A 21,903-nucleotide genomic window follows, 5' to 3' on the forward strand; every position below is an offset into this window, starting at 1 on the left:
CGCGGTCGCGGGCCGGCGCACCCCGACAAGATGTCGCTAAAACCCGGCGTCCGCAGACAGGACGCCCATGCCGCGCCCACCGGCCGGCCGCCTACCCTCCCCGTATGACCCCTCAGTCCCCTCAGTCCTCCCAGTCGTCCCAGTCGTCCGCGTCGCCCCGGCCGAACCCCGAAGCCGGCGCCGCCGTCAAGGCCGCCGACCGCGCGCACGTGTTCCACTCCTGGTCCGCGCAGGACCTCATCGACCCGCCGGCGGTGGCCGGCGCCGACGGGTCGTACTTCTGGGACTACGACGGCAGGCGGTATCTGGACTTCACCAGCGGGCTCGTCTTCACCAACATCGGCTACCAGCACCCCAAGGTCGTCGCGGCGATCCAGGAGCAGGCCGCCACCATGACCACGTTCGCGCCGGCGTTCGCCGTCGAGGCGCGCTCGGAGGCGGCGCGGCTGATCGCCGAGCGCACGCCCGGCGACCTGGACAAGATCTTCTTCACCAACGGCGGCGCGGACGCCGTCGAGCACGCGGTGCGGATGGCGCGGCTGCACACCGGGCGGCCCAAGGTGCTCACGGCGTACCGCTCCTACCACGGCGGCACCCAGCAGGCCGTGAACATGACCGGCGACCCGCGCCGCTGGGCCTCCGACAGCGGCTCGGCCGGGGTCGTCCGCTTCTGGGCGCCGTTCCTCTACCGCTCGCGCTTCTACGCCGAGACCGAGGAGCAGGAGTGCGCGCGGGCGCTGGAGCACCTGGAGACGACGATCGCCTTCGAGGGGCCGTCGACCGTCGCCGCGATCGTCCTGGAGACCGTTCCGGGCACGGCCGGCATCATGGTGCCGCCGCCGGGCTATCTCGCCGGGGTGCGGGAGCTGTGCGACAAGTACGGCATCGTCTTCGTCCTGGACGAGGTGATGGCCGGGTTCGGGCGGACCGGTGAGTGGTTCGCCGCCGGTCTGTCGGGCGTCGTGCCGGACCTGATGACCTTCGCCAAGGGCGTGAACTCCGGGTACGTGCCGCTCGGCGGCGTCGCGATCTCCGGGGCGATCGCAGAGACGTTCGGCAAGCGGCCCTACCCGGGCGGCCTGACCTACTCCGGGCACCCGCTGGCGTGCGCCGCCGCCGTCGCGACGATCAACGTGATGGCCGAGGAGGGCGTCGTCGAGAACGCCGCCCGGCTCGGCGCCGAGGTCGTGGAGCCGGGGCTGCGCGCGCTGGCCGAGCGGCACCCGAGCGTCGGCGAGGTGCGCGGCGTCGGCATGTTCTGGGCGCTGGAGCTGGTGAAGGACCGCGAGACCCGCGAACCGCTGGTCCCCTACAACGCGGCCGGCGAGGCGAACGCGCCGATGGCCGCCTTCGCCGCCGCCGCGAAGGCGCACGGCCTGTGGCCGTTCGTGAACATGAACCGCACGCACGTCGTCCCGCCGTGCAACGTCACCGAGGCCGAGCTGAAGGAGGGCCTGACCGCGCTGGACGCGGCGCTGTCCGTGGCCGACGAGCACACCGTGTGACGAGCCGGTCGCGAGGAAAACCGAACGCGTAAGGTGGCGTGCTCGTAGAGACACATGTGCGAGACACATGGACGAGCACGCCGTTCGCGCGCGTAAGGGAGACGCTCCGACCATGCCCGGCATCAGCGGCCCAGGCGCCGTGACGCGCAGCACCCTGCGCCAGCAGATCGCGGACGCGCTGCGGGACGAGGTGCTGGCGGGGCGGCTGCAACCGGGGCAGGAGTTCACGGTCAAGGAGATCGCCGAGCAGTACGGGGTCTCCGCGACGCCGGTGCGCGAGGCGCTGGTCGACCTGTCCGCGCAGGGGCTGCTGGAGGCCGACCAGCACCGCGGCTTCAGGGTGCACGAGTTCTCGCCGGCCGACTTCCGGGAGATGATCGAGGCGCGCGGGCTGGTCGTGGACGGCATGTTCCGCACCCTGGCCGAGCGGCTCGGCAGCGCCCGTACGGCCGCCGGCGCCGACCCCGTACCGCCCCGCCCCCGCTCCCCGCTGGACCCCTGGACGGCGGCCACGCTCTCCGGGGTGCGCCGGCGCGGCGAGGAGGCGCAGCGCGCGGCCACCGCGGGCGACCTGAGCGTGCTGATCGGCTACGACCTGCGTTTCTGGCGGGAGCTGAGCGCCCTGTTCGGCAACGCCTACCTCGCCGACTTCCTGCACCGGCTGCGGGTGCGGTGCTGGGTGTGCGCGGTGCAGCACCTGCGCCGGCTGGACGATCTGCGCGGTCTGCTGTGGGCCGGCCACACCGAACTCGTGGACGCCCTGGCGCGGGGCGACCTGCCGGCCGCCCGGGCGGTCGTCGCCGCCCACCACGCGCACTCGCTGTCCCTGGTCGACCGGCTGGCCGGCGCGTGAGCGGGACCGCCCCGGACGCGGCCACCGCCGACGGGTCCGCGCCCGGTGAGCGGACCGTCGGCCTGTCCGTCGTCATCCCCGCCTACAACGAGGAGAGCCGGCTCGGTCCCTCGCTGGACGCCGTCACCGCCTATCTGCGCGCGCACGAGGACCGCTTCGGGGAGTGGGAGGTCGTCGTCGCCGACGACGGCTCCACCGACGGCACCGCCGGCCTCGTCACCGCCCGCCGCGACCCGCGCGTCCGGCTGGTCGCCGGGGACCGCAACCGCGGCAAGGGCGACGCGCTGCGGCGGGGCGTCGCCGCCAGCCGCGGCCGCCGGGTGCTGCTCACCGACGCCGACCTCGCCGCCCCCATCGAGGAGCTGGCGCGGCTCGACGAGGCGATCGGCGCGCGCGGCGCCGCCGCGATCGGCTCCCGCTCGGTGCCCGGCGCGGCGATAGAGCGCCACCAGCACCGGGTGCGCGAACTGCTCGGCCAGGCCGGCAACCTGCTCATCCGCCAGGTCGCGGTGCCCGGGATACGCGACACCCAGTGCGGTTTCAAGCTGTTCGACGGCGAGCGCGCCCGCGCCGCCTTCGCCGCCTCCCGGCTCAACGGCTGGGGCATCGACGTGGAGGTGCTGCGCCACTTCCACCGGGCCGGCTGGCCGGTCGCCGAGGTGCCGGTGCGCTGGTCGCACCAGCCCGGCTCCAAGGTCGGCCCGCTCGCCTACGGCCGGGTCCTGGCCGAACTCGTCCGGCTGCGGATGCGCGCCGTACGGCCCGCCGATCTGCTCGCCGTCGCCCTGTTCGCGCTGCTGTCGGCGCTGCTGTACTCGGGGCGCCTCTTCGACCCGGCGCACCGCTACCTGACCGACTCGATGCAGGACCAGAACCAGTGGGAGTGGTTCTTCGCCGTCACCGCCGACAACGTCGCCCACCTGCGCGATCCGCTCTTCACCGACCTCCAGAACTTCCCCGGCGGCGTGAACCTGATGGCCAACACGGCCATGCCGGGCCTGTCGGTGCCGTTCGCCCCGCTCACGCTGGCCTTCGGCCCCGCGCTCTCGCTGAGCGTGTGCATGGCGGTGGGCCTGGCCGCGACGGCCGCCGCCTGGTACTGGCTGATCGTGCGGCGGGTGACGGCGCACCGGGGCGCGGCCGTGGTCGGCGCGGCGCTGGCCGCGTTCGCCCCGCCGATGGTCAGCCACGCCAACGCGCACCCGAACTTCGTCGTCCTGTTCATGATCCCGCTGATCATCGACCGGGCGCTGCGGCTGTGCGCGGGCGACCGGGTGCGGCGGGACGGGATCGTGCTCGGGCTGATGGCGGCGTACCAGGTCTTCCTGGGCGAGGAGCCGCTGCTGCTCGCCGCGCTCGGCATGGCGCTGTTCGCCGCCGCGTACGGCGCCGTCCGCCCGGACGTGGCGCGGGCGGCCTGGCGGCCGCTGCTGACCGGGCTGGTGATCGGCGGCGCGGTCTGCCTGCCGCTCGTCGCCTACCCGCTGTACTGGCAGTTCGCGGGCGCGCAGAGCTACGGCAGCGTCCCGCACGGCGACAACGCGGGCAACAGCCCGCTGGCGCTGCTCTCCTTCGCCGAGCGCTCCCTGCTGGCGGGCGACGCGCGGCGCGCCGACGCGCTGTCCCTGAACCCCACCGAGCAGAACGCCTTCTACGGCTGGCCGCTGTTCCTCGTCGCCTTCGCGATCACCGTGCGGATGTGGAAGAACGCCCTGGTCAAGGCGCTGGCGGTGACGGCGGTCTGCGCGGCCGCGCTGTCGCTGGGGCCGAAGGTCCGGCTGCCGATGACCGACACGGTCTACCCGGGCCCGTGGGCGTTGCTCGCCCACGCGCCGCTGTTCGAGTCGGTCATCGAGGGGCGGGTGGCGATGGTCTGCGCGCCCGCGCTGGGCATGCTCCTGGCACTCGCCCTGGCCCGCCTGTCGGACACGCCCCGGATCGGCGCCCTGTACGGCGGGCTGCTCGCCGTGTCCCTCGCCCTGCTGCCGCTGGTGCCGGCCCCGCTGAAGGCGGTGGACCGGGCGCCGGTGCCGGCCTTCGTCGCGGACGGCGGGTGGAAGCCGTACCTGCGCGACGGCGAGGCGCTGGTGCCGGTGCCGCTGCCCGACCCGGGCGCGGCGGAGGCGCTGCACTGGCAGACGGCGGCCGGGCTCGGATTCAAGCTCCCCGGCGGCTACTTCAACGGTCCCTGGGGACCCGACCGCGTCGGCATCTACGGCGCGGTGCCCCGGCAGACCTCCAGCATGCTGCGGGACGTGCGCTACACCGGGAGGGCGCCGCAGATCGGCGCGGCGTGGCGGCGGCAGGCGCGGGAGGACTTCGCGTACTGGCACGCGGGCGTCCTGGTGCTGGCGCCCCAGCCGAACGACGACCGGCTGCGCCGGGTCGTCACCGAGCTGGTGGGGCGCGACGGCACGTGGACCGGCGGGGTGTGGGTATGGGACCTGCACGAGGGGCGCTGAGGGAACCCGCACCGACTACGCTCTACACTCCCCCGACGGCCGCTCAGGACCGTCCCGCGACCCGTCCGCACGCACCCACTCCGCTACGCGAGGAGCCCTCCTTGGCCTGTGACCTGTGGCTGGTACCGCTCGTCGACGTGTTGTGCCACACGCCCGACAATCCGTTCGCCGAGGAACTGGCGCAGTACAACAAGGTGCTGGCGGAGAACGGGCTGCCGCCGGTGCCGGTGTACCAGTACATGCCGGGCCTGTCCGGGGACGTCGCGCCGGTGGCCGGCTTCGACTACGACGCGCTGCACTTCCTGCGCCGCGCCCACCTGCTCCAGCTGTGCGGCCTCCCGCTCGCCCCGGTGGACGAACTCGGCGGCGACTACGAGCAGTTGCTGGAGATGTTCGAGCCGACGGCCCAGCAGTCGCACCTGGTCTGGCACTACGACCACGCGGGCGCCTACGTCCCGCTGGACTTCGCGCACCCGCTGTCCAACAACGAACTCCTCGCGGGCGGCGGCCCGTTGGGCTCCTCGCAGGGGCTGCTGCGGGAGCTGGAGCAGGTCGCGCCGGCGCTCGGCATCGACCCGGCCAACCCGCCCGCTCCGCCGGCGCCCCCGCCGGCCCCCACGGAGCTGGAGCAGCCGGCCGCCCCCGCCCCCTACGACCCGAGCCCCTTCGCCCGCGAGCGCCACGTCTGGCTCGGCCTGCACGCGGCGGCGACGCGGAGCCTGGCGCAGGGGTCGATGATCGTCTTCAGCTGACGGCCGTCTGCGGCCGCGTCACGCCGCCGGCCGCGTTCCGCGCCGTTTCCGGGAGCGCACGCGCGGCGGGGCGCCCGGCACGGCTGGTCCGTGCCGGGCGCCCCGCCGGGGCGCGCGTCGCCCCGCCGGGCGCGGGCGCTCAGAGGAACGAGTTGATCTCGATCGTCTCGTCGCGGCCCGGGCCGACGCCGATCGCGGAGATCGGGGCGCCGGACATCTCCTCCAGCGCCTTGACGTAGCCCTGGGCGTTCTTCGGCAGGTCGGCGAAGGTCTTGGCCTTCGTGATGTCCTCCTGCCAGCCGGGGAGGTACTCGTAGACGGGCTTCGCGTGGTGGAAGTCGGTCTGCGAGTAGGGCAGCTCCTCGACGCGCTTGCCGTCGATCTCGTACGCGACGCAGACCGGGATCTGCTCCCAGCCGGTGAGCACGTCCAGCTTGGTGAGGAAGAAGTCGGTCAGGCCGTTGACGCGGGTGGCGTAGCGGGCGATCACCGCGTCGAACCAGCCGCAGCGGCGGTCGCGGCCGGTGGTCACGCCCCGCTCGCCGCCGATCCGGCGCAGCGCCTCGCCGTCCTCGTCCAGCAGCTCGGTCGGGAACGGGCCCGAGCCGACGCGGGTCGTGTACGCCTTGAGGATGCCGATGACCCGGCCGATCTTCGTCGGTCCCACGCCCGCGCCGGTGCAGGCGCCGCCCGCGGTCGGGTTGGACGAGGTCACGAACGGATACGTGCCGTGGTCGATGTCCAGCAGCGTGCCCTGGCCGCCCTCGAAGAGGACCACCTTGTCCTGCTCCAGCGCCTGGTTGAGGATCAGCACGGTGTCGGCGACGTAGGGCCGCAGCTGCTCGGCGTAGCCCAGCAGCTCCTCGACCACCTGGTCGGCGGCGATCGCGCGGCGGTTGTAGAGCTTGGTGAGGATCTGGTTCTTGGCGTCGAGCGCCGCCTCGACCTTCTGGGTCAGGATCGACTCGTCGTAGAGGTCCTGGACCCGGATGCCCACGCGGTTGATCTTGTCCGCGTAGGTCGGGCCGATGCCGCGCCCGGTGGTGCCGATCTTCCGCTTGCCGAGGAAGCGTTCCGTCACCTTGTCGACGGTGACGTTGTACGGCGTGATGATGTGAGCGTTTCCGCTGATCAGGAGCTTCGACGTGTCGACGCCGCGCTCGTTCAGACCGCTCAGCTCGGAGAGCAGGACCGACGGGTCAACGACTACGCCGTTGCCGATGACCGGCGTACATCCGGGAGAGAGGATTCCGGAAGGGAGGAGGTGCAGTGCATACTTCTGGTCGCCGACGACGACCGTGTGGCCGGCGTTGTTGCCGCCCTGATAACGCACTACATAGTCCACTGAGCCGCCGAGCAGGTCGGTGGCCTTTCCCTTGCCCTCGTCACCCCACTGAGCACCGAGCAGCACAAGTGCGGGCACGCGCGTACACCCCTTCCGGGCGGGGCATGTCCAAGGTCAGGGGCGTACGCGGGTTCACCGCCGCGTGCACCGCGCGACCGTCGTTGGCCGCACAACCGTCGGACCGGATGCCCCGGAATAGACGAAGCCCCTGGCGCAATAGCGCAAGGGGCTCTTGCACAAAGATGCTACCCGAGGAAGCGAGGCAGGACCGAGGTGGCGACATATCCGACGTCCGAACAGCTGCTGGTGGTCATCGACCCGGTCGCCCGGCGGACGGACGGGGAGTCCGTGCGGATCGCGAAGGACGTGCTCGGAGCGGGCGCGGCCGTGAAGGTGTGCCTGCCCGAGGACCCGGAGGAATTCGCCCGCGCGCTGGCGCGGCGCGGGGCGCGGCGGCCGGTGGTGATCGGGGACGACCGGGCGCTGCTGCGGGCGGTGACCGTGCTGCACCGGCGCCGGGAACTGGCCGGCTGCGCGCTGTCGGCGGTGCCGGTGGGCGGCGCGGTCTCGCTGGCCCGTTCGCTGGGCGTGCCCGCCGGTCCGGTGGCGGCGGCCCGGGCGGTCCTGGACGGCGCCGAACGCCGCCTCGACCTGCTGGTCGACGACAGCGACGGGGTGGTACTGGGGGCGCTGCGGATCCCGCCGCTGCTCGCGCGGGACGCGGCGGGGGCGGTGGGCGATCCGGGGGCGGGGCGCGACTGGCTGCGCACCTGCCAGTCGCTGGTGCGGACCCTGGTCGCCCGTCCGGCCCGGCCGGTCGCCGACGCCGTGCCGGCCGCGCCCGCGCGGCTGCGGGTGGAGGTGGACGGGGTGACGGTGGTGGACCTGGACCGGCCGGTGGCGGCGGTGTCGGTCGCCCCGGGCGGCGCGGGACGGGCCGAGGTGGAGGTGCGGCCGCTGTCCGGCCCCGGCGCCGAGGTGTCGCCGCTGCGGGCGCGGGGCCGCACGGTGACCGTCTCCGGCGCGGACTTCCGCTACCGCGCCGACGCGACGGTCTCCGGCCCGGTCCGCACCCGCACCTGGCGGGTCCGGGAGGGCGCCTGGGGCCTGGTGGTACCGGTGACCACGGCGGACCGCGCGGCAGCCGACAAGGCAGCGGGCTGACCCCGGCCGCCCCGCACCGCCCCGGCCCGGGCCCGGTCCCTCTCCTCGACCGACATCTGGGACGCGTGCCACGTGCGCTCTGCCATCACCGTCATGCCGCTTCCTCCCGTAGGCGCGCACCAGCTTGCCTAGGAGTGCGGCGGCGTACTCCGTCGGGTGGTGAGGGCTGCGTGGGGGGTTGGTGAGGGGCGGGTGCAGGGGGGCTATAGGCCGGATATAGCCAGCGAACACACGCTCGACCCATCCGAACGGATGGGGGAGACATGCCGGACGAAGCAACTCAGGTGGCGCTGGTGACCGGAGGGTCGCGCGGAATCGGCCGCGCGGTCGCCACCCGCCTCGCGCACGACGGGTTCGACGTCGCCATCTGCTACCGCTCCGACGAGAACGCCGCGGAGCAGGTCGCCAAGGAGATCAAGGCCGCGGGCCGCCGCGTGCTGACCCGCCGGGTGGACGTGGCCGACCGGGTGGGGGTACGGGCCTTCGTCACCGACGTCGAGTCGGGCCTCGGCCCGGTGACGGCGGTCGTGACGTCCGCCGGCATCACCCGGGACCGGCCGCTGGCCCTGATGCAGGACGACGAGTGGGACTCCGTCCTGCGCACCAACCTCGACGGCACCTACAACCTGCTGCGGTCCGTGGTGCGGTCGATGATCCGCCGCCGCACCGGCACCGTGGTGACGCTGTCCTCGGTGGCCGGCGTCGTCGGCAACGCGGGACAGACCAACTACTCGGCGTCCAAGGCCGGCATCATCGGCCTGACCCAGGCGCTGGCGAAGGAGTTCGGCCGCTACGGCGTGCGGGCCAACGCGGTCGCCCCCGGCTTCATCGACACCGAGATGGTCGCCGGGGTGCCCGAGTCGGTCGCCAAGGACGCGATGAGCCGTATCCCGCTCGCCCGCTTCGGCACCCCCGACGAGGTCGCCTCGCTGGTGTCCTACCTGGTCTCGCCGCAGGCCGCGTACATCACCGGCCAGGTGGTCCGGATCGACGGCGGCATGGCGCTGTGACGGAGTCCGGGGTCTGGTTCCGGCGCTACGCGCGTACCGCGTCGCCGCGGCTGCGGCTGGTGTGCTTCCCGCACGCGGGCGGCAATGCCCGGCTCTTCCACGGCTGGGCGGCCCGGCTGCCCGCCGACGTCGAGGTGCTCGCCGTGCGCTACCCGGGCCGCGTGGAGCGCATGGACGAGCCGTGCGTGGAGTCCATGGACGAGCTGGCGGACCGGATCTCCCGGGCCCTGGAACCCGAGCTGGACCGGCCGCTCGCCCTGTTCGGCCACAGCATGGGCGCCGCCGTGGCCTACGAGGTCGCGGCCCGCCTGGAGGACCGGCCGGCCGGCGGCGCCGGCCCGGCCCTGCTGATGCTCTCCGGCCGCTCGGCCCCACACCGCACCGCGCCCACCGCGCTGCACCGGGCCGCGGACGACGTGCTGGTGGCCGGCGCGACCCGGCTGGGCACCCTCGGCGGCGACGCCTACGCCGTACCGGAGCTGCGCGAGCTGCTGCTGCCGGTGCTGCGGGCGGACTACCGGCTCATCGAGACGTACCGGCGCGAGCGGCCGGCCGTGCTGCGGGCGCCGTTCGTGGTCTACGCGGGCGACCGCGACCCGGCGGTCAGCGGGCCGGGGATCGACGCCTGGGCGGAGCTGACCGAGGGCGGCCTGAGCGTGCGCTCCTTCCCCGGCGACCACTTCTACCTCGCGCCCCGCGAGGCGGAGCTGACCGCGGACATCGCTCAGCGGCTGGCGCGCCTGGCGACGGCACGGCCGGTCTGAACCGGCGACCCGCACACCCACAGGACGAGCAAGGACGAGCAAGGAGAGGAGCGGTGACATGGCGAGCAGCACGGCTTGGGCACCGAAGGAGATCGAGGCGGCGGACGGCGGCGGGCCCGAGGAGCTGCTGCGGCGCGTGGACGACCTGAGGGAGGGCCTGTCCGGCGCACTGGTACGGGAGAAGGCGCTGGTGTTCCGCGGCTTCGGCATCACCCCCGAGACCCTGGACCCGGTCCTGGACCGGCTGCTGCCCAACCGGCTGGCCTACGTGCACGGCAACTCCCCGCGCACCAAGGTCGGCGGCAACGTCTACACCTCGACCGAGTACCCGCAGGAATTCACCATCTCGATGCACAACGAGATGAGCTACGCCCACGCCTGGCCGACCCGGCTGGCGTTCTTCTGCCAGATCACCCCGGGCGGCGGCGGCGCCACCCCGGTGCTCGACGCGGCGCTCTGGCTCGCCTCGCTGGACCCGGAGGTGCGCTCCGCCTTCGCCGACGGGGTGCGCTACGTGCAGAACCTGCACGACGGCTACGGCCTCGGCAAGAGCTGGCAGGACACCTTCGAGACCTCCGACCGCGGTGAGGTGGAGGCGTTCCTGAAGGTCGCCGGCGCCGAGTGGGACTGGCGGCGCGACGGCAGCCTGCGCGTGGAGTCGCTGCGCCCGGCCACCACCGTGCACCCGGTCACCGGCGCCGAGGTGTGGTTCAACCAGGCCGACCAGTGGCATCCGGCCGGCCTCGGCGACGAGACCTCCAAGGAACTCGCCCAGATCCTCGGCGAGGACGAGCTGCCGCAGTCGGTGACCTTCGCGGACGGCGGCTCCATCCCGGCCGAGTACGTGCTCCAGGTCCGCGACCGCGGTCTGGACGCCGCGGTCGACGTCGACTGGCACGCCGGCGACCTGCTGCTCATCGACAACGTGCTGCTGGCGCACGGCCGGCGCCCCTACACCGGGGACCGGCGGGTGCTGGTGGCGATGTCCGACTGACGCCCCCGGCGCCCGCCGTCCGGCCTCGCGCGCGCAGCGCGCCGCGGCCGGACCCCGCTCCGGACCCCGCTCCCGAAACTCCGCGACGATCAAGCGAGTTGCCCATGACCATCACCTCGGAAGAGACACCCGCCGGCTGGGCGGGGAGCGGAACCGTGCCGGGCCTGTGCCGGCCCGACGCCCCCGGCACCGGCGTGCACGCCTACCTCACCGAGCACCGCGCCGAGCTGCGCGCCCTGCTCGCCCGGCGCGGGGCCCTGCTGCTGCGCGGCTTCGACGTGGGCGGCGTGGACGGCTTCGACCAGATCGTCCGCGTCTTCTCCGGCACGCCGCCGCTGACCTACGCCGAGCGCTCCTCGCCCCGCTCCACCATCAAGGGCCAGGTGTACACGTCGACGGACTACCCGCCGGCCGAGGAGATCTTCCTGCACAACGAGAACTCCTACCAGGCGGTGTGGCCGCGCACCCTGTACTTCTACTGCGTGGAGCCGCCCACCACCCAGGGCGCGACCCCGCTCGCCGACACCCGCCAGGTCCTCGCCTCGATCGACCCGGAGGTGCGCGCCGAGTTCGAGGCCCGCGGCTGGCAGGTGGTGCGCAACTTCCACCCCGGCTTCGGCGTGCCGTGGCAGGAGGCGTTCAACACCTCCGACCAGGACGCGGTGGCCGCGTACTGCGCCGAGCGCCGGATGCGGGCCGAGTGGCGGCCCGACGGCGGACTGCGCACCACCGCCGTCCGGGACGCGGTGCACCGGCACCCGGTCAGCGGGGAGCGGGTGTGGTTCAACCACGCCACGTTCTTCCACACCGGCACGCTGCCCCAGGAGGTGTCCGCCGGGCTGCGGGCGATCTTCGCCGACGAGGACCTGCCCACGCACACCTTCTACGGCGACGGCGGCGCCATCCCCGACGACGTGCTGGACCATCTGCGCGGCTGCTACCGGGCGGCGTCCGTCCGCTTCGACTGGCAGCGCGACGACGTCCTGATCGTCGACAACATGCTGGCCGCGCACGCCCGCGAGCCCTTCACCGGGCCGCGCCGGATCGCGGTCGCCATGGCCGAGCCGTCCGACGCCTGATCCTCGGCCGCTCCGGCCGGCCCGCCAAGGCGCCTCCGGCCGCCTCGGCCGCTCCGGCGCCCCCGGTTCGCTCCGGCGCCTCCGGCCGCTCCGAACCGCTTCGCGGCCGCTTCAAGCAGCTTCGGCCGCCCCGGCCGCTTCAGCTCCTTCGACTCCTTCGACGCGCAGTTGGGAAGAGAGATGCTCACCACCTACGGATCACGCATATCGGGACTCGCCGTGTACCGGCCCCACCGGCTGGTGGCCAACGAGGAGCTGTCCGCGCGGACCACGGTCTCCCCGGAGTGGATCGAGAGCCGCACCGGCATCAAGACCCGCCACCACGCCGACGAGGAGGAGACCATCGCCGCGATGGCGACGGCCGCCGGCGAGAAGGCCGTGGTGACGGCCGACATCGACCCGGGCGAGGTCGACCTCACGATCGTCGCCAGCGCCACCCGCCGGGTCCGCATGCCCGGCGTGGCCCCCGAGGTCGCCAGCCGCATCGGACTGCCCCACTCCGGCGCCTACGACCTGAACGCGGTCTGCGCCGGCTTCACCTACTCGCTGGCCATGGCCTCCAACGCGGTACGGCTCGGCGAGGCCCGGCACGTCCTGGTCATCGGCGCCGAGCGCACCAGCGAGTGGATCGACCCGAACGACCCCGACACCTTCGTCATCTTCGGCGACGGCGCGGGCGCCGCCGTGGTCTCCCGCTCCGACACGGCCGGCATCGGCCCGGCGGTGTGGGGCAGCGACGGCGCCCGGCACGAGGTGCTCGGCATCACCGAGAAGGCCGACGGCCGCGAGTACGTCACCATGAACGGCCCGCTGGTCTACAAGTGGTCCACGGCCACCATGCCGGACGTCGCGCACCGGGCGTGCGCCGCCGCCGGCATCACGCTGGAGGACATCGCCTGGTTCGTGCCGCACCAGGCCAACAAGCGGATCATCCACACCCTGACGGCCAACCTCGGCCTGCCGCAGGACCGCGTCGTCAACGACGTCGTCGACACCGGCAACACCTCCGCCGCCTCGGTGCCGCTGGCGCTCAACCGGCTCAAGGAGAGCGGCCGCGCCACCCCCGGCGAGAAGGTCCTGCTGCTCGGCTTCGGCGCCGGCCTGACCTACGCCGGCCAGGTCGTCGACATGCCCTGACCACCGCCCCGTACCCGCACCCGCACCCGCACCCGCACCCGCACCAGAGCGACCCCTCTCACAGAAACGGAAAGAGCCATGACCAGAGACGAAATGCTCGCCGAGATCATCAACCTCACCCTGCGCACCGCGCCCGACCTGGAGGCCGAGGTCACCCCCGACTCCAGCTTCGAGGAGCTGGGCATGGACTCCCTGACCCGGATCGACCTCCTGGCCGCCGTGGAAAAAGCATTCAGCCTTTCCGTCCCCGACGAGAAGGTCGGTGACCTGCTGCGGGTCAGCGACGTCGCGGACTTCCTCCTCGCGCACAAGGCGGGAGTCTGACCCATGGCCCACACGGATCCCGAGGACGGCGGACTGCCCCTCTCGGTGGGCCAGGAAGGCCTGTGGCTGCTCCACCAACTGGCTCCCGACAGCTCCACCTACCACCTCGCCGGCGGGGTGCGGATGGAGCCGGTGCCGGATCCCGGGATCCTGGCACGCGCGGTCGACGCGGTCACCGAGCGGCACTCCATGCTCCGCTCGGTGTACGCCGGCACCGAGGCCGGCCCGCGCCGCCGCGTCCTGCCGCCCGGCCGGACGGGCCGGCTCACGGTGCGCGAGGCGCCCGGCGCCGACGACGAGGAGCTGCGCCGGCTGATCGACGCGGAGGTCGCCGCGCCGTTCGACCTCGGCGGCGAGGGCCCGTTCCGGGCCGTGCTGATCAACCGCGGCCCGGACGCGGTGGTCCTCGTCGTCACCCACCACATCGCCACCGACGCGCTCTCCCAGTGGCTGCTCTGGCGCGACCTGCTCACCGCCTTCGCGGCCGCCGCCGAGGGCGCGGACCCCGCGCTCAAACCCCCGGTCACCGACTACGGGCACTTCGTGGCGGCCGAGCGCACCCTGCTGGAGTCCTCCCGCGGCGCCCGGCAGGCCGAGTTCTGGCAGGAGCAGTGCGCCGGCTCGCAGGCCGCGGAGTTCCCCACCGACCGGCCCCGGCCGCGGACCCCGTCGTACCAGGGCGCGAGCCTGGTGCGGCGGCTGCCCGACGACCTCTCGGAGCGGATCCGGCGCACCGCCGCCGACCGGGAGGTCTCCCCGTTCGCCGTGGCGCTCGGCGCGCTCCAGGCCCTGGTGAACCGGTGGACCGGCATGCGGGACTTCCTCATCGCCTGCCCCGCCTCCGTGCGCCGCGGCGCGGCCCGCGAGGACGTCGGCTACTACGTCAACCCGGTGCTCGTGCGCGCGGAGGTCGGCAGGGCGGACACCCTGGGCGAGGTCATCGACCGCGCCGCCGACCGGCTCCGGCAGGCCACCGCGCGCGCCACCTACCCGTACCCGCTGGTCGCGCAGGCCGCCCCGTCCGGCGGGCCGCTGTACCGGATCTCCATGACGATGGTCGCCACCGACCGCTTCGGCGGCGGCTTCGCGGTCGCCGCCGCCGGAGTGCCGCTGCGGATCGCCGGGCACAGCTTCACCTACCTGGAGATCCCGCACCTGGAAGGCCAGTGCGACATCTCCCTGGAGGTGACCAGCGACGCCAACGGACTGAGCCTCGCCCTGCGCTACGACACCGCGCTGTTCGAACGGGACACCGTGGAGCGGCTGTTCGACCAGTACGTCCGGTTCCTCACCACGGCCGTCGAGGACGCCGGCCGTCCGGTCGGACGCGTCCCGCTGACCGGCGGCGACGACCGGCGGGCCCTGCTCGCCCTCGGCGCCGGTCCGGCCGCCGCGGGCACAACGGACGCGGGCACGGCGGGCGTGGGCACGGCGGGCGCGGGCTCCGGACATCCCGGCGGCGCCTCATGACCGGGCGCGTGCTCCACGGCATCCTCGACGGCGTCGGCGACACGCCCCTGGTGGAACTCACCGGGCTGCTGCCGCGCCTGGGCTCCCGCGTCTTCGCCAAGCTGGAGTCCCACAACCCCGGCGGCAGCGTCAAGGACCGCTCCGCGCTCTCCATGCTGCTGGGCCGCATCCGCGGCGGCGACCTGGTGCCCGGCCGGTCCACCGTGGTGGAGTCCAGCTCCGGCAACCTCGCCATCGGCCTGGCGCAGATCTGCCGCTACTTCGGCATCGACCTCGTCTGCGTGGTCGACCCGAAGACCACCGAGCAGAACCTGGCCGTCCTGCGCGCCTACGGCGTCACGGTCGACATGGTCACCGAGGTCGACCCGGAGACGAAGGCGTACCTGCCGGCCCGGATCAAGCGGGTGCGCGAACTCCTCGCCACCCTGCCCGGCGCGTACTGGCCCAACCAGTACGCCAACCCGCTCAACCCGCTCGCCCACGAGCGGACCATGGCGGAGATCGCGCAGGCGCTCGACGGCCGCGTCGACTACCTGTTCTGCTCCACCGGCACCGGCGGCACCCTCACCGGCTGCGCCCGCCACATCCGCGCCCACGGCCTGTCCACCACCCTGGTGGGGGTGGACGCGCTGGGCAGCGTGCTGTTCGGCGGCGTCTCCGCGCCGCGGCTGCTGCCCGGGCACGGCGCCGCCGTCCGGCCCGCCCTGTTCGACCCGACGCTGGCCGACGAGGTGGTGCACGTCTCCGACCTGGAGTCCGTGGTGGCCTGCCGCACCCTCATCGCCCGCGAGGCCATCCTCGCGGGCGGCTCCTCGGGCGCGGTCACCGCCGCGCTCGGCAAGTTCGCGGCCCGCATCCCGGCCGGCCGCAACGTCGTCCTGGTCTTCCCCGACCGCGGCGACCGCTACCTCGACACGATCTACTCCGACGACTGGGTGCGCGCCCACTTCGGAGAGGTCTCCCACCTGTGGCAGGACCCCGAGCTCCTGTGGCAGGACCCCGAACTCACACCGGCGGTGGGCACATGCTGATCATCACGCACGGGCAGGCGGACGGACTGCTGTCCGGACGCGAGAAGGAGGTCGTGGACCTCGTCGCGGCGGCCTACGAGCGGCACGAGGAGGGGCGTACGGTCCTGCCGCACTCCGTCTTCCTGCGCTTCCCGGACCGCCCCCGCGACCGCATCATCGGCCTGCCCGGCTACCTCGGCGCGCCCGCCGGGGACACCGCGGCGGACGGCGAGGTCGCCGGCATGAAGTGGATCTCGTCCTTCCCCGGCAACGTCGACGCCGGCCACGAGCGGGCCAGCGCCGCCATCCTGCTGAACTCGCTGGAGACCGGGCACCCCAAGGCCCTCATCGAGGGCTCCCTCATCTCCGCCCGGCGCACCGCCGCCTCCGCCGCGCTCGCCTCCCGCACCCTGCTGGACGGCCGCCGGCCCACCGGCGTCACCCTCATCGGCACCGGCGTCATCAACCGCGAGGTGCTGCGCTTCCTCGCCGTCGTCCACCCCCACCTCGGCTCGCTGGCCGTCTACGACACCGACCCCCGGCGCGCCGCCCGCTTCACCGCCGACCACGCCCGGCTGCTGCCCGGCGCCCGGGTACGGCACTGCGACAGCCTCGACGAGGCGCTCGCCGCGCACGACCTGGTGTCCTTCGCGACCACCGCCGCCACCCCGTACACCGGTCTCGACGCCTGCCCGCCCGGCGCCGTCGTCCTGCACGTGTCGCTGCGGGACCTCACCGTGCCCGCGATCCTCGGCGCCCACAACGTCGTCGACGACCCGGACCACGTGTGCCGCGAGAACACCTCGCCGCACCTGGCCGAGACGCACACCGGCGGACGCGGCTTCCTCCACGCCTCCCTCGGCGCGCTGCTCAAGGGCGCCGCCGAGCCCGTGCCGCACGACGGGCGGCCCGTGGTGTTCTCCCCGTTCGGACTCGGCGTGCTGGACCTGGCGCTGGCCCGCTTCGTGCACGACGAGGCCCGCGCCCGCGGCGTCGGCACCACCGTGGACGGCTTCCTGCCCGGCCGCACGGCCTGAGGCTCCTGAAGTGGAACGCCCTCCCGCACCGCAGATCCGCACCTGATCAACACCTCTGGAGAAGAGATGTCTGTCCCGCTGCACGAACTGATCGCCCGCCAAGCCGCCCGTACCCCCCACGCCATCGCGGTCGACGACGCCCAGGGGACGATGACGTACGAGCAGCTGGACCGGCACGCGAACCGCGTCGCGCGACTGCTCGCGGACCGCGGCGCCGGCCCCGAGACGCGGGTCGCGGTCAGCCTGCCCCGCGGCCGCGACCTGCTCGCCGCGCTCCTCGGCGTGTGGCGGGCGGGCGCCGCCTACGTGCCGCTGGACGCCGCCCACCCCGCCGAGCGCACCGCGTGGATGATCCAGGACAGCGGCGCCCGCCTCGTGCTGGCCGTGCACGGCTCGGCGCCCGAGGACCCCTCCGACGCCGCGGTGCTGCTGCTGGACGACCCGGCCACCGGCCTGGCCGCGCTGCCCGGCACGCCCGCGGACCTGCCCGCCGCCGACCCGTCCGGCGCCGCCTACCTCACCTACACCTCCGGTTCCACCGGCCGCCCCAAGGGCGTGCTGGTCGAGCACGCCGGCATCGCCAACCGGGTCGCCTGGACGGTGGAGCGCCAGGGCCTCGGCCCGGCCGACCGCATGGTGCACAAGACCGTCCTCACCTTCGACGCCGCCGCCCTGGAACTCTTCGCACCCCTCGTCGCGGGCGGCGCCGTGGTGATGGCCCCGCAGGGCGCCGAGTCCGACCCCGCGCTCCTGGTGCGCACCCTCGCCGAGCGCCGCGTCACCGTCCTCCAGGGCGTGCCGTCCGTGCTGCGCCTGCTCGTCGAGGAGCCCGGCTGGCCCGACTGCGCCGACCTGCGGCTGGTCTTCTCCGCCGGCGAGGCCCTGGACGCCGAGCTGTGCCGCCGGCTGGCCGAGCCGACCGGCGCCACGGTGTGGAACACCTACGGGCCCACCGAGTGCTCCATCGACGTCACCGCCCAGCGGTTCGACCCGCAGCTGCACACCGAGGCCGTGCCCATCGGCCGGCCCCTGGACGGCGTGCGGGTGTACGTGCTGGACGAGGAACTCGACCCGGTGCCGATCGGCGTCGTCGGCGAGATCTACGCCGCCGGCGCCGGACTCGCCCGCGGCTACGCCGGCCGCCCGGCGCAGACCGCGGAACGCTTCCTGCCCGACCCGCACAGCGGCGACGGCGCCCGTATGTACCGCACCGGCGACCTGGCCCGCTGGCGCTCCGACGGCACCCTCGCCTACTTGGGCCGCGTCGACCACCAGGTCAAGGTGAACGGGGTGCGCATCGAACCGGCCGAGGTGGAGGCCGCGCTCAACGCCCACCCCGACGTGCGGGGCGCGGTGGTCGGGGCGTACCCGTCCGCCGCCGGCGCCCGGCTGGTGGCCCACCTGGTGGCGGGCCGCCGCATCCCCCGCGACGAGCTGCGCAGCTTCCTGCGCCGCCGGCTGCCCGAGCCGATGATCCCGGCCCGGTTCATCGCCCTGGACGCCTTCCCGCTGACCGCCAACGGCAAGGTGGACCGCTCCGCCCTGCCCGACCCGGCCGCCGCGCCCGCCGCCGACGCCACCGCCGGCGCCCCGGACCACGTGGCGCCCCGGACCCCCGCCGAGCGGCTCGTCGCCGACGTGTGGGAACAGCTCCTCCAGGTGGAGAACGTCGGCGTGCACGACGACTTCTTCGCCCTCGGCGGCTCCTCCCTGGTCCTGACCCGCCTCGCCGTCGCGCTCGCCAAGGCGTCCGGCGACGACGTCCAGCTGCGCGGCCTGTTCGGCGCCTCCACCGTGGAGGCGCAGGCCCGCCTCGTCGAGGAGTCGCGGCCCGCCGTGCCCGAGGTCGTCCCCGTGGACCGCGGCGCGCCGCTGCCGCTCTCCTTCGGCCAGCACCGCCTGTGGTTCCTGGACCGCATGCACCCCGGCAGCCCCGAATGGGTGGCCCCCCTCTTCCTGCGGCTGCCCGCCGGCACCACCGAGGACACCGTCCGCGCCGCCCTGGACACCCTGGAGCAGCGGCACGAGGCGCTGCGCACCCGCTACCTCCTCCAGGGCGAGGAGCCCCGGCAGACCGTGGTGGCCGCGCGGCCCGTCGAACTGCGCGTGGAGGACGCCGGCGAACCGGACCTGGAGCGTCTCTTCGGCGAGCAGTTCCACCGCGGCTTCGACCTGGCCGAGGGCCCGCTGTGGCGCGCCCTGCTGGTCCGCGTCCCGCTCGGCGGCCCCGTGCTGCTGGTCACCGTCCACCACATCGCCAGCGACGGCTGGTCCACGGTCGTCCTGGAGCGGGAGATCCGCGAGCTGTGCGCCGCCGCCCACGCGGGCCGCGCACCCGAACTCCCCGCGCCCGCCGTGCAGTACGCCGACTACGCCGCCTGGCAGGCGGCCCGCTCCGACGACACCGTCCTGGACCGCGAGCTGGAGTACTGGAAGACCGCCCTGCGCGGCATGCCCGAACTCCAGCTGCGCACCGACCGGCCCCGCCCGGCCCGCCGCGACGGCCGGGGCCAGGGCGTGCGCTTCTCCGTACCCGTCGGACTCGCCGACGCCCTCAGCGGCATCGGCCGACGGCACGGCGCCACCCCGTACGCCACGCTCCTCGCCGCGTTCGCCGCGCTGATCTCCCGCTACAGCGGCCAGGAGGACTTCGGCGTCGGCAGCCCCGTCACCGGCCGGCTGCGCCCGGAGATCCAGGACACCGTGGGCTTCTTCCTGAACTCGCTCGTCCTGCGCGCCGACCTGACCGGCGACCCCTCCTTCGCCCAGCTGCTCGACCGGACCAGGGAGACCGTGCTCTCCGGCTTCGCGCACCAGGAACTCCCCTTCGAGCGGCTGGTGGACGAACTCCAGCCGGTCCGCGACCTGTCCCGCACCCCCCTCTACCAGGTGGCCTTCGACCTCCAGGACGAGGGCGCGACCGCGGTGGCCGCCGACGGGGTGCTCATGGACGCCTTCCAGGGTGCCTGGCGGGTCGCCAAGACCGACCTCACGATGTTCGTCTGGCGGCACGCCGACGGCTCCCTGACCGGCGCCTTCGAGTACGCCTCCGCGCTCTTCGCGCACAGCACCGTGGAACGCATGGCCGACCACTTCGTCCGGCTCCTCCAGAGCGTCGCCGACGCCCCCGACACCCCGCTCTCCGCCCTCGACCTCACCACCGTCCACGAACACCGCCTGCTGCGGCTGTGGAACGACTCGGCGGCAACGGTGCCGGATGTGTCCGTGCCCGAGCTGATCGCCCGCCAGGCGACCGAACGGCCGGACGCGGTCGCGGTCGCCTCGGGCGACACGACGCTGACGTACGCCGAGCTGGACGTCCGGGCCAACCGTCTGGCACACGCGCTGCGCGAAGCAGGTGTGGGCACGGAGTCCTCGGTGGCGGTCCTCCTGGACCGCTCTGTGGACCTTGTCGTGTCGCTGCTGGCGGTGTGGCGGGCCGGTGCGGGTTACGTCCCCATGGACCCCGTCCTGCCCGCCGGACGCATCGCGGGCATGGTCGCCGACGCGGGGGCGCGGGTGGCGGTGACCTCACAGGCGTACGCCGACCGGTTCGCGGTCCCCGTCGTACGGGTGGACGAGGACCACTCCCACCAGCCGGACACGGCGCCCGTGACGGGGGTCGATCCGGACTCCCTCGCCTACACCATCTTCACCTCCGGATCGACGGGCCGCCCCAAGGGCGTCCAGGTCACCCACCGCAACCTCACCAACCACATCCACTGGGCGGCACAGGAACTCACCACGGCGGGCTCGGGCGGCGCGCCCGTCTTCTCCTCCACCGCCTTCGACCTCGTCGTCCCCAACCTATGGGCACCCCTCGTCACAGGCCAGCGCACCTGGCTGTTCCACGGCGAACTCACCGATCTGGGAACGGCTCTGGCAGCCGCGGGACCGTTCTCGTTCATCAAGCTCACCCCCGGCCACCTCGAAATCCTCTCCGGCCAGCTCACCGACACCCAGATCAGCACCCTCACCGGCAAGATCGTTGTCGCCGGCGAAGCACTCCCCGGCTCCCTGGTCGAGCGGTGGCGGCAGATCCTGGGCGACGGTCAGGTCATCAACGAGTACGGGCCGACCGAAACCACCGTCGGCACCTGCACCTACCCGCTGACCGAACCCTTCGAGGGCGTCGTCCCCATCGGACGACCGCTGCCCAACATGGTCATGCGCATCCTCGACCACCACCTCCAGCCCGTCCCGGTAGGAGCAGTCGGCGAACTCCACGTCGGCGGCACCGGAGTAGCGAGAGGCTACGCGGGAGACCCCGCCCGCACCGCCGACCGCTTCCTCCCCGACCCCTACGGCCCCGCCGGCAGCCGCCTCTACCGCACCGGAGACCTCGCCCGCTGGCGCACCGACGGCAGCGTCGAATTCCTCGGCCGCATCGACAACCAAGTCAAGATCCGCGGCTACCGCATCGAACTCGGCGAGATCCGCGCCGCCCTCACCGCACACCCCTACGTCACCGACGCCGCCGTCATCGCCACCGACGACCAGCGCCTCATCGCCTACGTCGTCGGCGCCGTACCGGATCTGAGCGACACCCTGCCCGAGTACATGATCCCCACCGCCTACCTCCAGCTCGACGCGCTCCCGCTCACGCCCAACGGCAAGCTCGACCACCGCGCCCTGCCCGATCCCGACGCCCTCCGCACCGACGCCCACACCGCGCCCCGCACTCCGACCGAGGAGCGCATCGCCGCGATCTGGCACGACCTGCTCGGCAAGGACGCCAGCACGCACGACAGCTTCTTCGAGCTGGGCGGGCACTCCATCCTCGCGGTGCGGCTGGTCGCGCGGCTGCAACAGGACTTCGACCTCGATCTGCCGATGCGGGTCGTCTTCGAGCGGCCCACCATCGCGCAGCTGGCCGTGGACATCGAGGACCGCGTCCGGGCCGAGATCGACGCCGAGCTGGCCGGCTCGTCCTGAGCGCCGGGCACCGAGCACCGAGCGCGCGCCGAGCACCGAGCACGCGGGCACCGAGCACGCCG

The 21,903-nt window shown here is 73.9% G+C and carries 16 protein-coding genes; 15 read left to right on the forward strand and 1 reads right to left on the reverse strand.

Features of this window, described 5'->3' with window-relative positions:
• Window positions 1-104 precede the first annotated feature (104 nt).
• From ABEB07_RS14865 to ABEB07_RS14880, 4 genes are all read left to right on the forward strand, one after another.
• Entirely contained in the window at window positions 105-1,505 is a 1,401-nt protein-coding gene (locus tag ABEB07_RS14865) for an aspartate aminotransferase family protein (RefSeq protein WP_345668739.1), read from the forward strand.
• Window positions 1,506-1,617: 112 nt separating this feature from the next.
• Window positions 1,618-2,358, forward strand: a complete 741-nt coding sequence (locus ABEB07_RS14870) for a GntR family transcriptional regulator (RefSeq protein WP_345668740.1) — start codon at window positions 1,618-1,620, stop codon at window positions 2,356-2,358.
• Window positions 2,355-4,820, forward strand: coding sequence for a dolichyl-phosphate beta-glucosyltransferase (locus ABEB07_RS14875; RefSeq protein ID WP_345668741.1), 2,466 nt, complete (start codon window positions 2,355-2,357; stop codon window positions 4,818-4,820). Before ABEB07_RS14870 ends, ABEB07_RS14875 begins: the two co-directional genes overlap by 4 nt.
• 101 nt (window positions 4,821-4,921) lie before the next feature.
• On the forward strand, window positions 4,922-5,572 hold the full coding sequence (locus ABEB07_RS14880; protein WP_345668742.1) for a phospholipase D-like domain-containing protein: 651 nt from the start codon (window positions 4,922-4,924) through the stop codon (window positions 5,570-5,572).
• Window positions 5,573-5,711: 139 nt separating this feature from the next.
• On the opposite strand, the gene ABEB07_RS14885 is transcribed toward ABEB07_RS14880, so the two are convergent.
• A complete protein-coding gene (locus ABEB07_RS14885) occupies window positions 5,712-6,995 on the reverse strand; it encodes an adenylosuccinate synthase (RefSeq protein WP_345668744.1) in 1,284 nt (427 codons plus the stop codon).
• A gap of 195 nt (window positions 6,996-7,190) precedes the next feature.
• On the opposite strand from ABEB07_RS14885, the gene ABEB07_RS14890 reads away from it, so the two are divergent.
• From ABEB07_RS14890 to ABEB07_RS14940, 11 genes are all read left to right on the forward strand, one after another.
• Window positions 7,191-8,081: a diacylglycerol kinase family protein gene (locus ABEB07_RS14890; protein WP_345668745.1), complete on the forward strand. Its 891-nt coding sequence runs from the start codon at window positions 7,191-7,193 to the stop codon at window positions 8,079-8,081.
• Between the two features lie 263 nt (window positions 8,082-8,344).
• Window positions 8,345-9,091, forward strand: coding sequence for a 3-oxoacyl-[acyl-carrier-protein] reductase (gene fabG / locus ABEB07_RS14895; RefSeq protein WP_164589301.1), 747 nt, complete (start codon window positions 8,345-8,347; stop codon window positions 9,089-9,091).
• Window positions 9,088-9,855: a thioesterase II family protein gene (locus ABEB07_RS14900; protein WP_217711081.1), complete on the forward strand. Its 768-nt coding sequence runs from the start codon at window positions 9,088-9,090 to the stop codon at window positions 9,853-9,855. The genes fabG and ABEB07_RS14900 overlap by 4 nt, the downstream gene beginning before the upstream one ends.
• A 58-nt stretch (window positions 9,856-9,913) precedes the next feature.
• Window positions 9,914-10,849 (forward strand): TauD/TfdA family dioxygenase, encoded by a 936-nt coding sequence (locus tag ABEB07_RS14905; RefSeq protein ID WP_345668747.1) that lies wholly within the window; start codon window positions 9,914-9,916, stop codon window positions 10,847-10,849.
• 104 nt (window positions 10,850-10,953) lie between these two features.
• Complete coding sequence (locus tag ABEB07_RS14910; protein WP_345668748.1) at window positions 10,954-11,928, forward strand: TauD/TfdA family dioxygenase; 975 nt, start codon at window positions 10,954-10,956, stop codon at window positions 11,926-11,928.
• Window positions 11,929-12,108: 180 nt separating this feature from the next.
• Window positions 12,109-13,065, forward strand: a complete 957-nt coding sequence (locus ABEB07_RS14915; RefSeq protein ID WP_176149870.1) for a beta-ketoacyl-ACP synthase III — start codon at window positions 12,109-12,111, stop codon at window positions 13,063-13,065.
• A 78-nt stretch (window positions 13,066-13,143) separates the two neighbouring features.
• The gene (locus ABEB07_RS14920) at window positions 13,144-13,389 is read left to right on the forward strand and encodes an acyl carrier protein (protein ID WP_203635092.1); all 246 of its coding nucleotides are present in this window, start codon (window positions 13,144-13,146) and stop codon (window positions 13,387-13,389) included.
• A 3-nt stretch (window positions 13,390-13,392) separates the two neighbouring features.
• The gene (locus ABEB07_RS14925) at window positions 13,393-14,859 is read left to right on the forward strand and encodes a condensation domain-containing protein (protein WP_345668750.1); all 1,467 of its coding nucleotides are present in this window, start codon (window positions 13,393-13,395) and stop codon (window positions 14,857-14,859) included.
• Entirely contained in the window at window positions 14,856-15,890 is a 1,035-nt protein-coding gene (gene sbnA / locus ABEB07_RS14930) for a 2,3-diaminopropionate biosynthesis protein SbnA (protein WP_345668751.1), read from the forward strand. The genes ABEB07_RS14925 and sbnA overlap by 4 nt, the downstream gene beginning before the upstream one ends.
• Window positions 15,884-16,906 (forward strand): 2,3-diaminopropionate biosynthesis protein SbnB, encoded by a 1,023-nt coding sequence (gene sbnB, locus ABEB07_RS14935; RefSeq protein ID WP_345668753.1) that lies wholly within the window; start codon window positions 15,884-15,886, stop codon window positions 16,904-16,906. The genes sbnA and sbnB overlap by 7 nt, the downstream gene beginning before the upstream one ends.
• A gap of 66 nt (window positions 16,907-16,972) precedes the next feature.
• Window positions 16,973-21,841, forward strand: coding sequence for an amino acid adenylation domain-containing protein (locus ABEB07_RS14940; RefSeq protein WP_345668754.1), 4,869 nt, complete (start codon window positions 16,973-16,975; stop codon window positions 21,839-21,841).
• Window positions 21,842-21,903 lie beyond the last annotated feature (62 nt).

This window comes from Streptomyces similanensis, from assembly GCF_039543625.1.
Classification (GTDB): domain Bacteria; phylum Actinomycetota; class Actinomycetes; order Streptomycetales; family Streptomycetaceae; genus Streptomyces; species Streptomyces similanensis.

What these genes read in the sequence shown, in the direction of transcription:
- ABEB07_RS14865 (WP_345668739.1), top strand. Translation starts at nt 105, where the DNA reads ATGACCCCTCAGTCCCCTCAGTCCTCCCAGTCGTCCCAGTCGTCCGCG.
- ABEB07_RS14870 (WP_345668740.1), top strand. Translation starts at nt 1,618, where the DNA reads ATGCCCGGCATCAGCGGCCCAGGCGCCGTGACGCGCAGCACCCTGCGC.
- fabG (WP_164589301.1), top strand. Translation starts at nt 8,345, where the DNA reads ATGCCGGACGAAGCAACTCAGGTGGCGCTGGTGACCGGAGGGTCGCGC.
- ABEB07_RS14905 (WP_345668747.1), top strand. Translation starts at nt 9,914, where the DNA reads ATGGCGAGCAGCACGGCTTGGGCACCGAAGGAGATCGAGGCGGCGGAC.
- ABEB07_RS14910 (WP_345668748.1), top strand. Translation starts at nt 10,954, where the DNA reads ATGACCATCACCTCGGAAGAGACACCCGCCGGCTGGGCGGGGAGCGGA.
- ABEB07_RS14915 (WP_176149870.1), top strand. Translation starts at nt 12,109, where the DNA reads ATGCTCACCACCTACGGATCACGCATATCGGGACTCGCCGTGTACCGG.
- ABEB07_RS14920 (WP_203635092.1), top strand. Translation starts at nt 13,144, where the DNA reads ATGACCAGAGACGAAATGCTCGCCGAGATCATCAACCTCACCCTGCGC.
- ABEB07_RS14925 (WP_345668750.1), top strand. Translation starts at nt 13,393, where the DNA reads ATGGCCCACACGGATCCCGAGGACGGCGGACTGCCCCTCTCGGTGGGC.
- sbnA (WP_345668751.1), top strand. Translation starts at nt 14,856, where the DNA reads ATGACCGGGCGCGTGCTCCACGGCATCCTCGACGGCGTCGGCGACACG.
- sbnB (WP_345668753.1), top strand. Translation starts at nt 15,884, where the DNA reads ATGCTGATCATCACGCACGGGCAGGCGGACGGACTGCTGTCCGGACGC.
- ABEB07_RS14940 (WP_345668754.1), top strand. Translation starts at nt 16,973, where the DNA reads ATGTCTGTCCCGCTGCACGAACTGATCGCCCGCCAAGCCGCCCGTACC.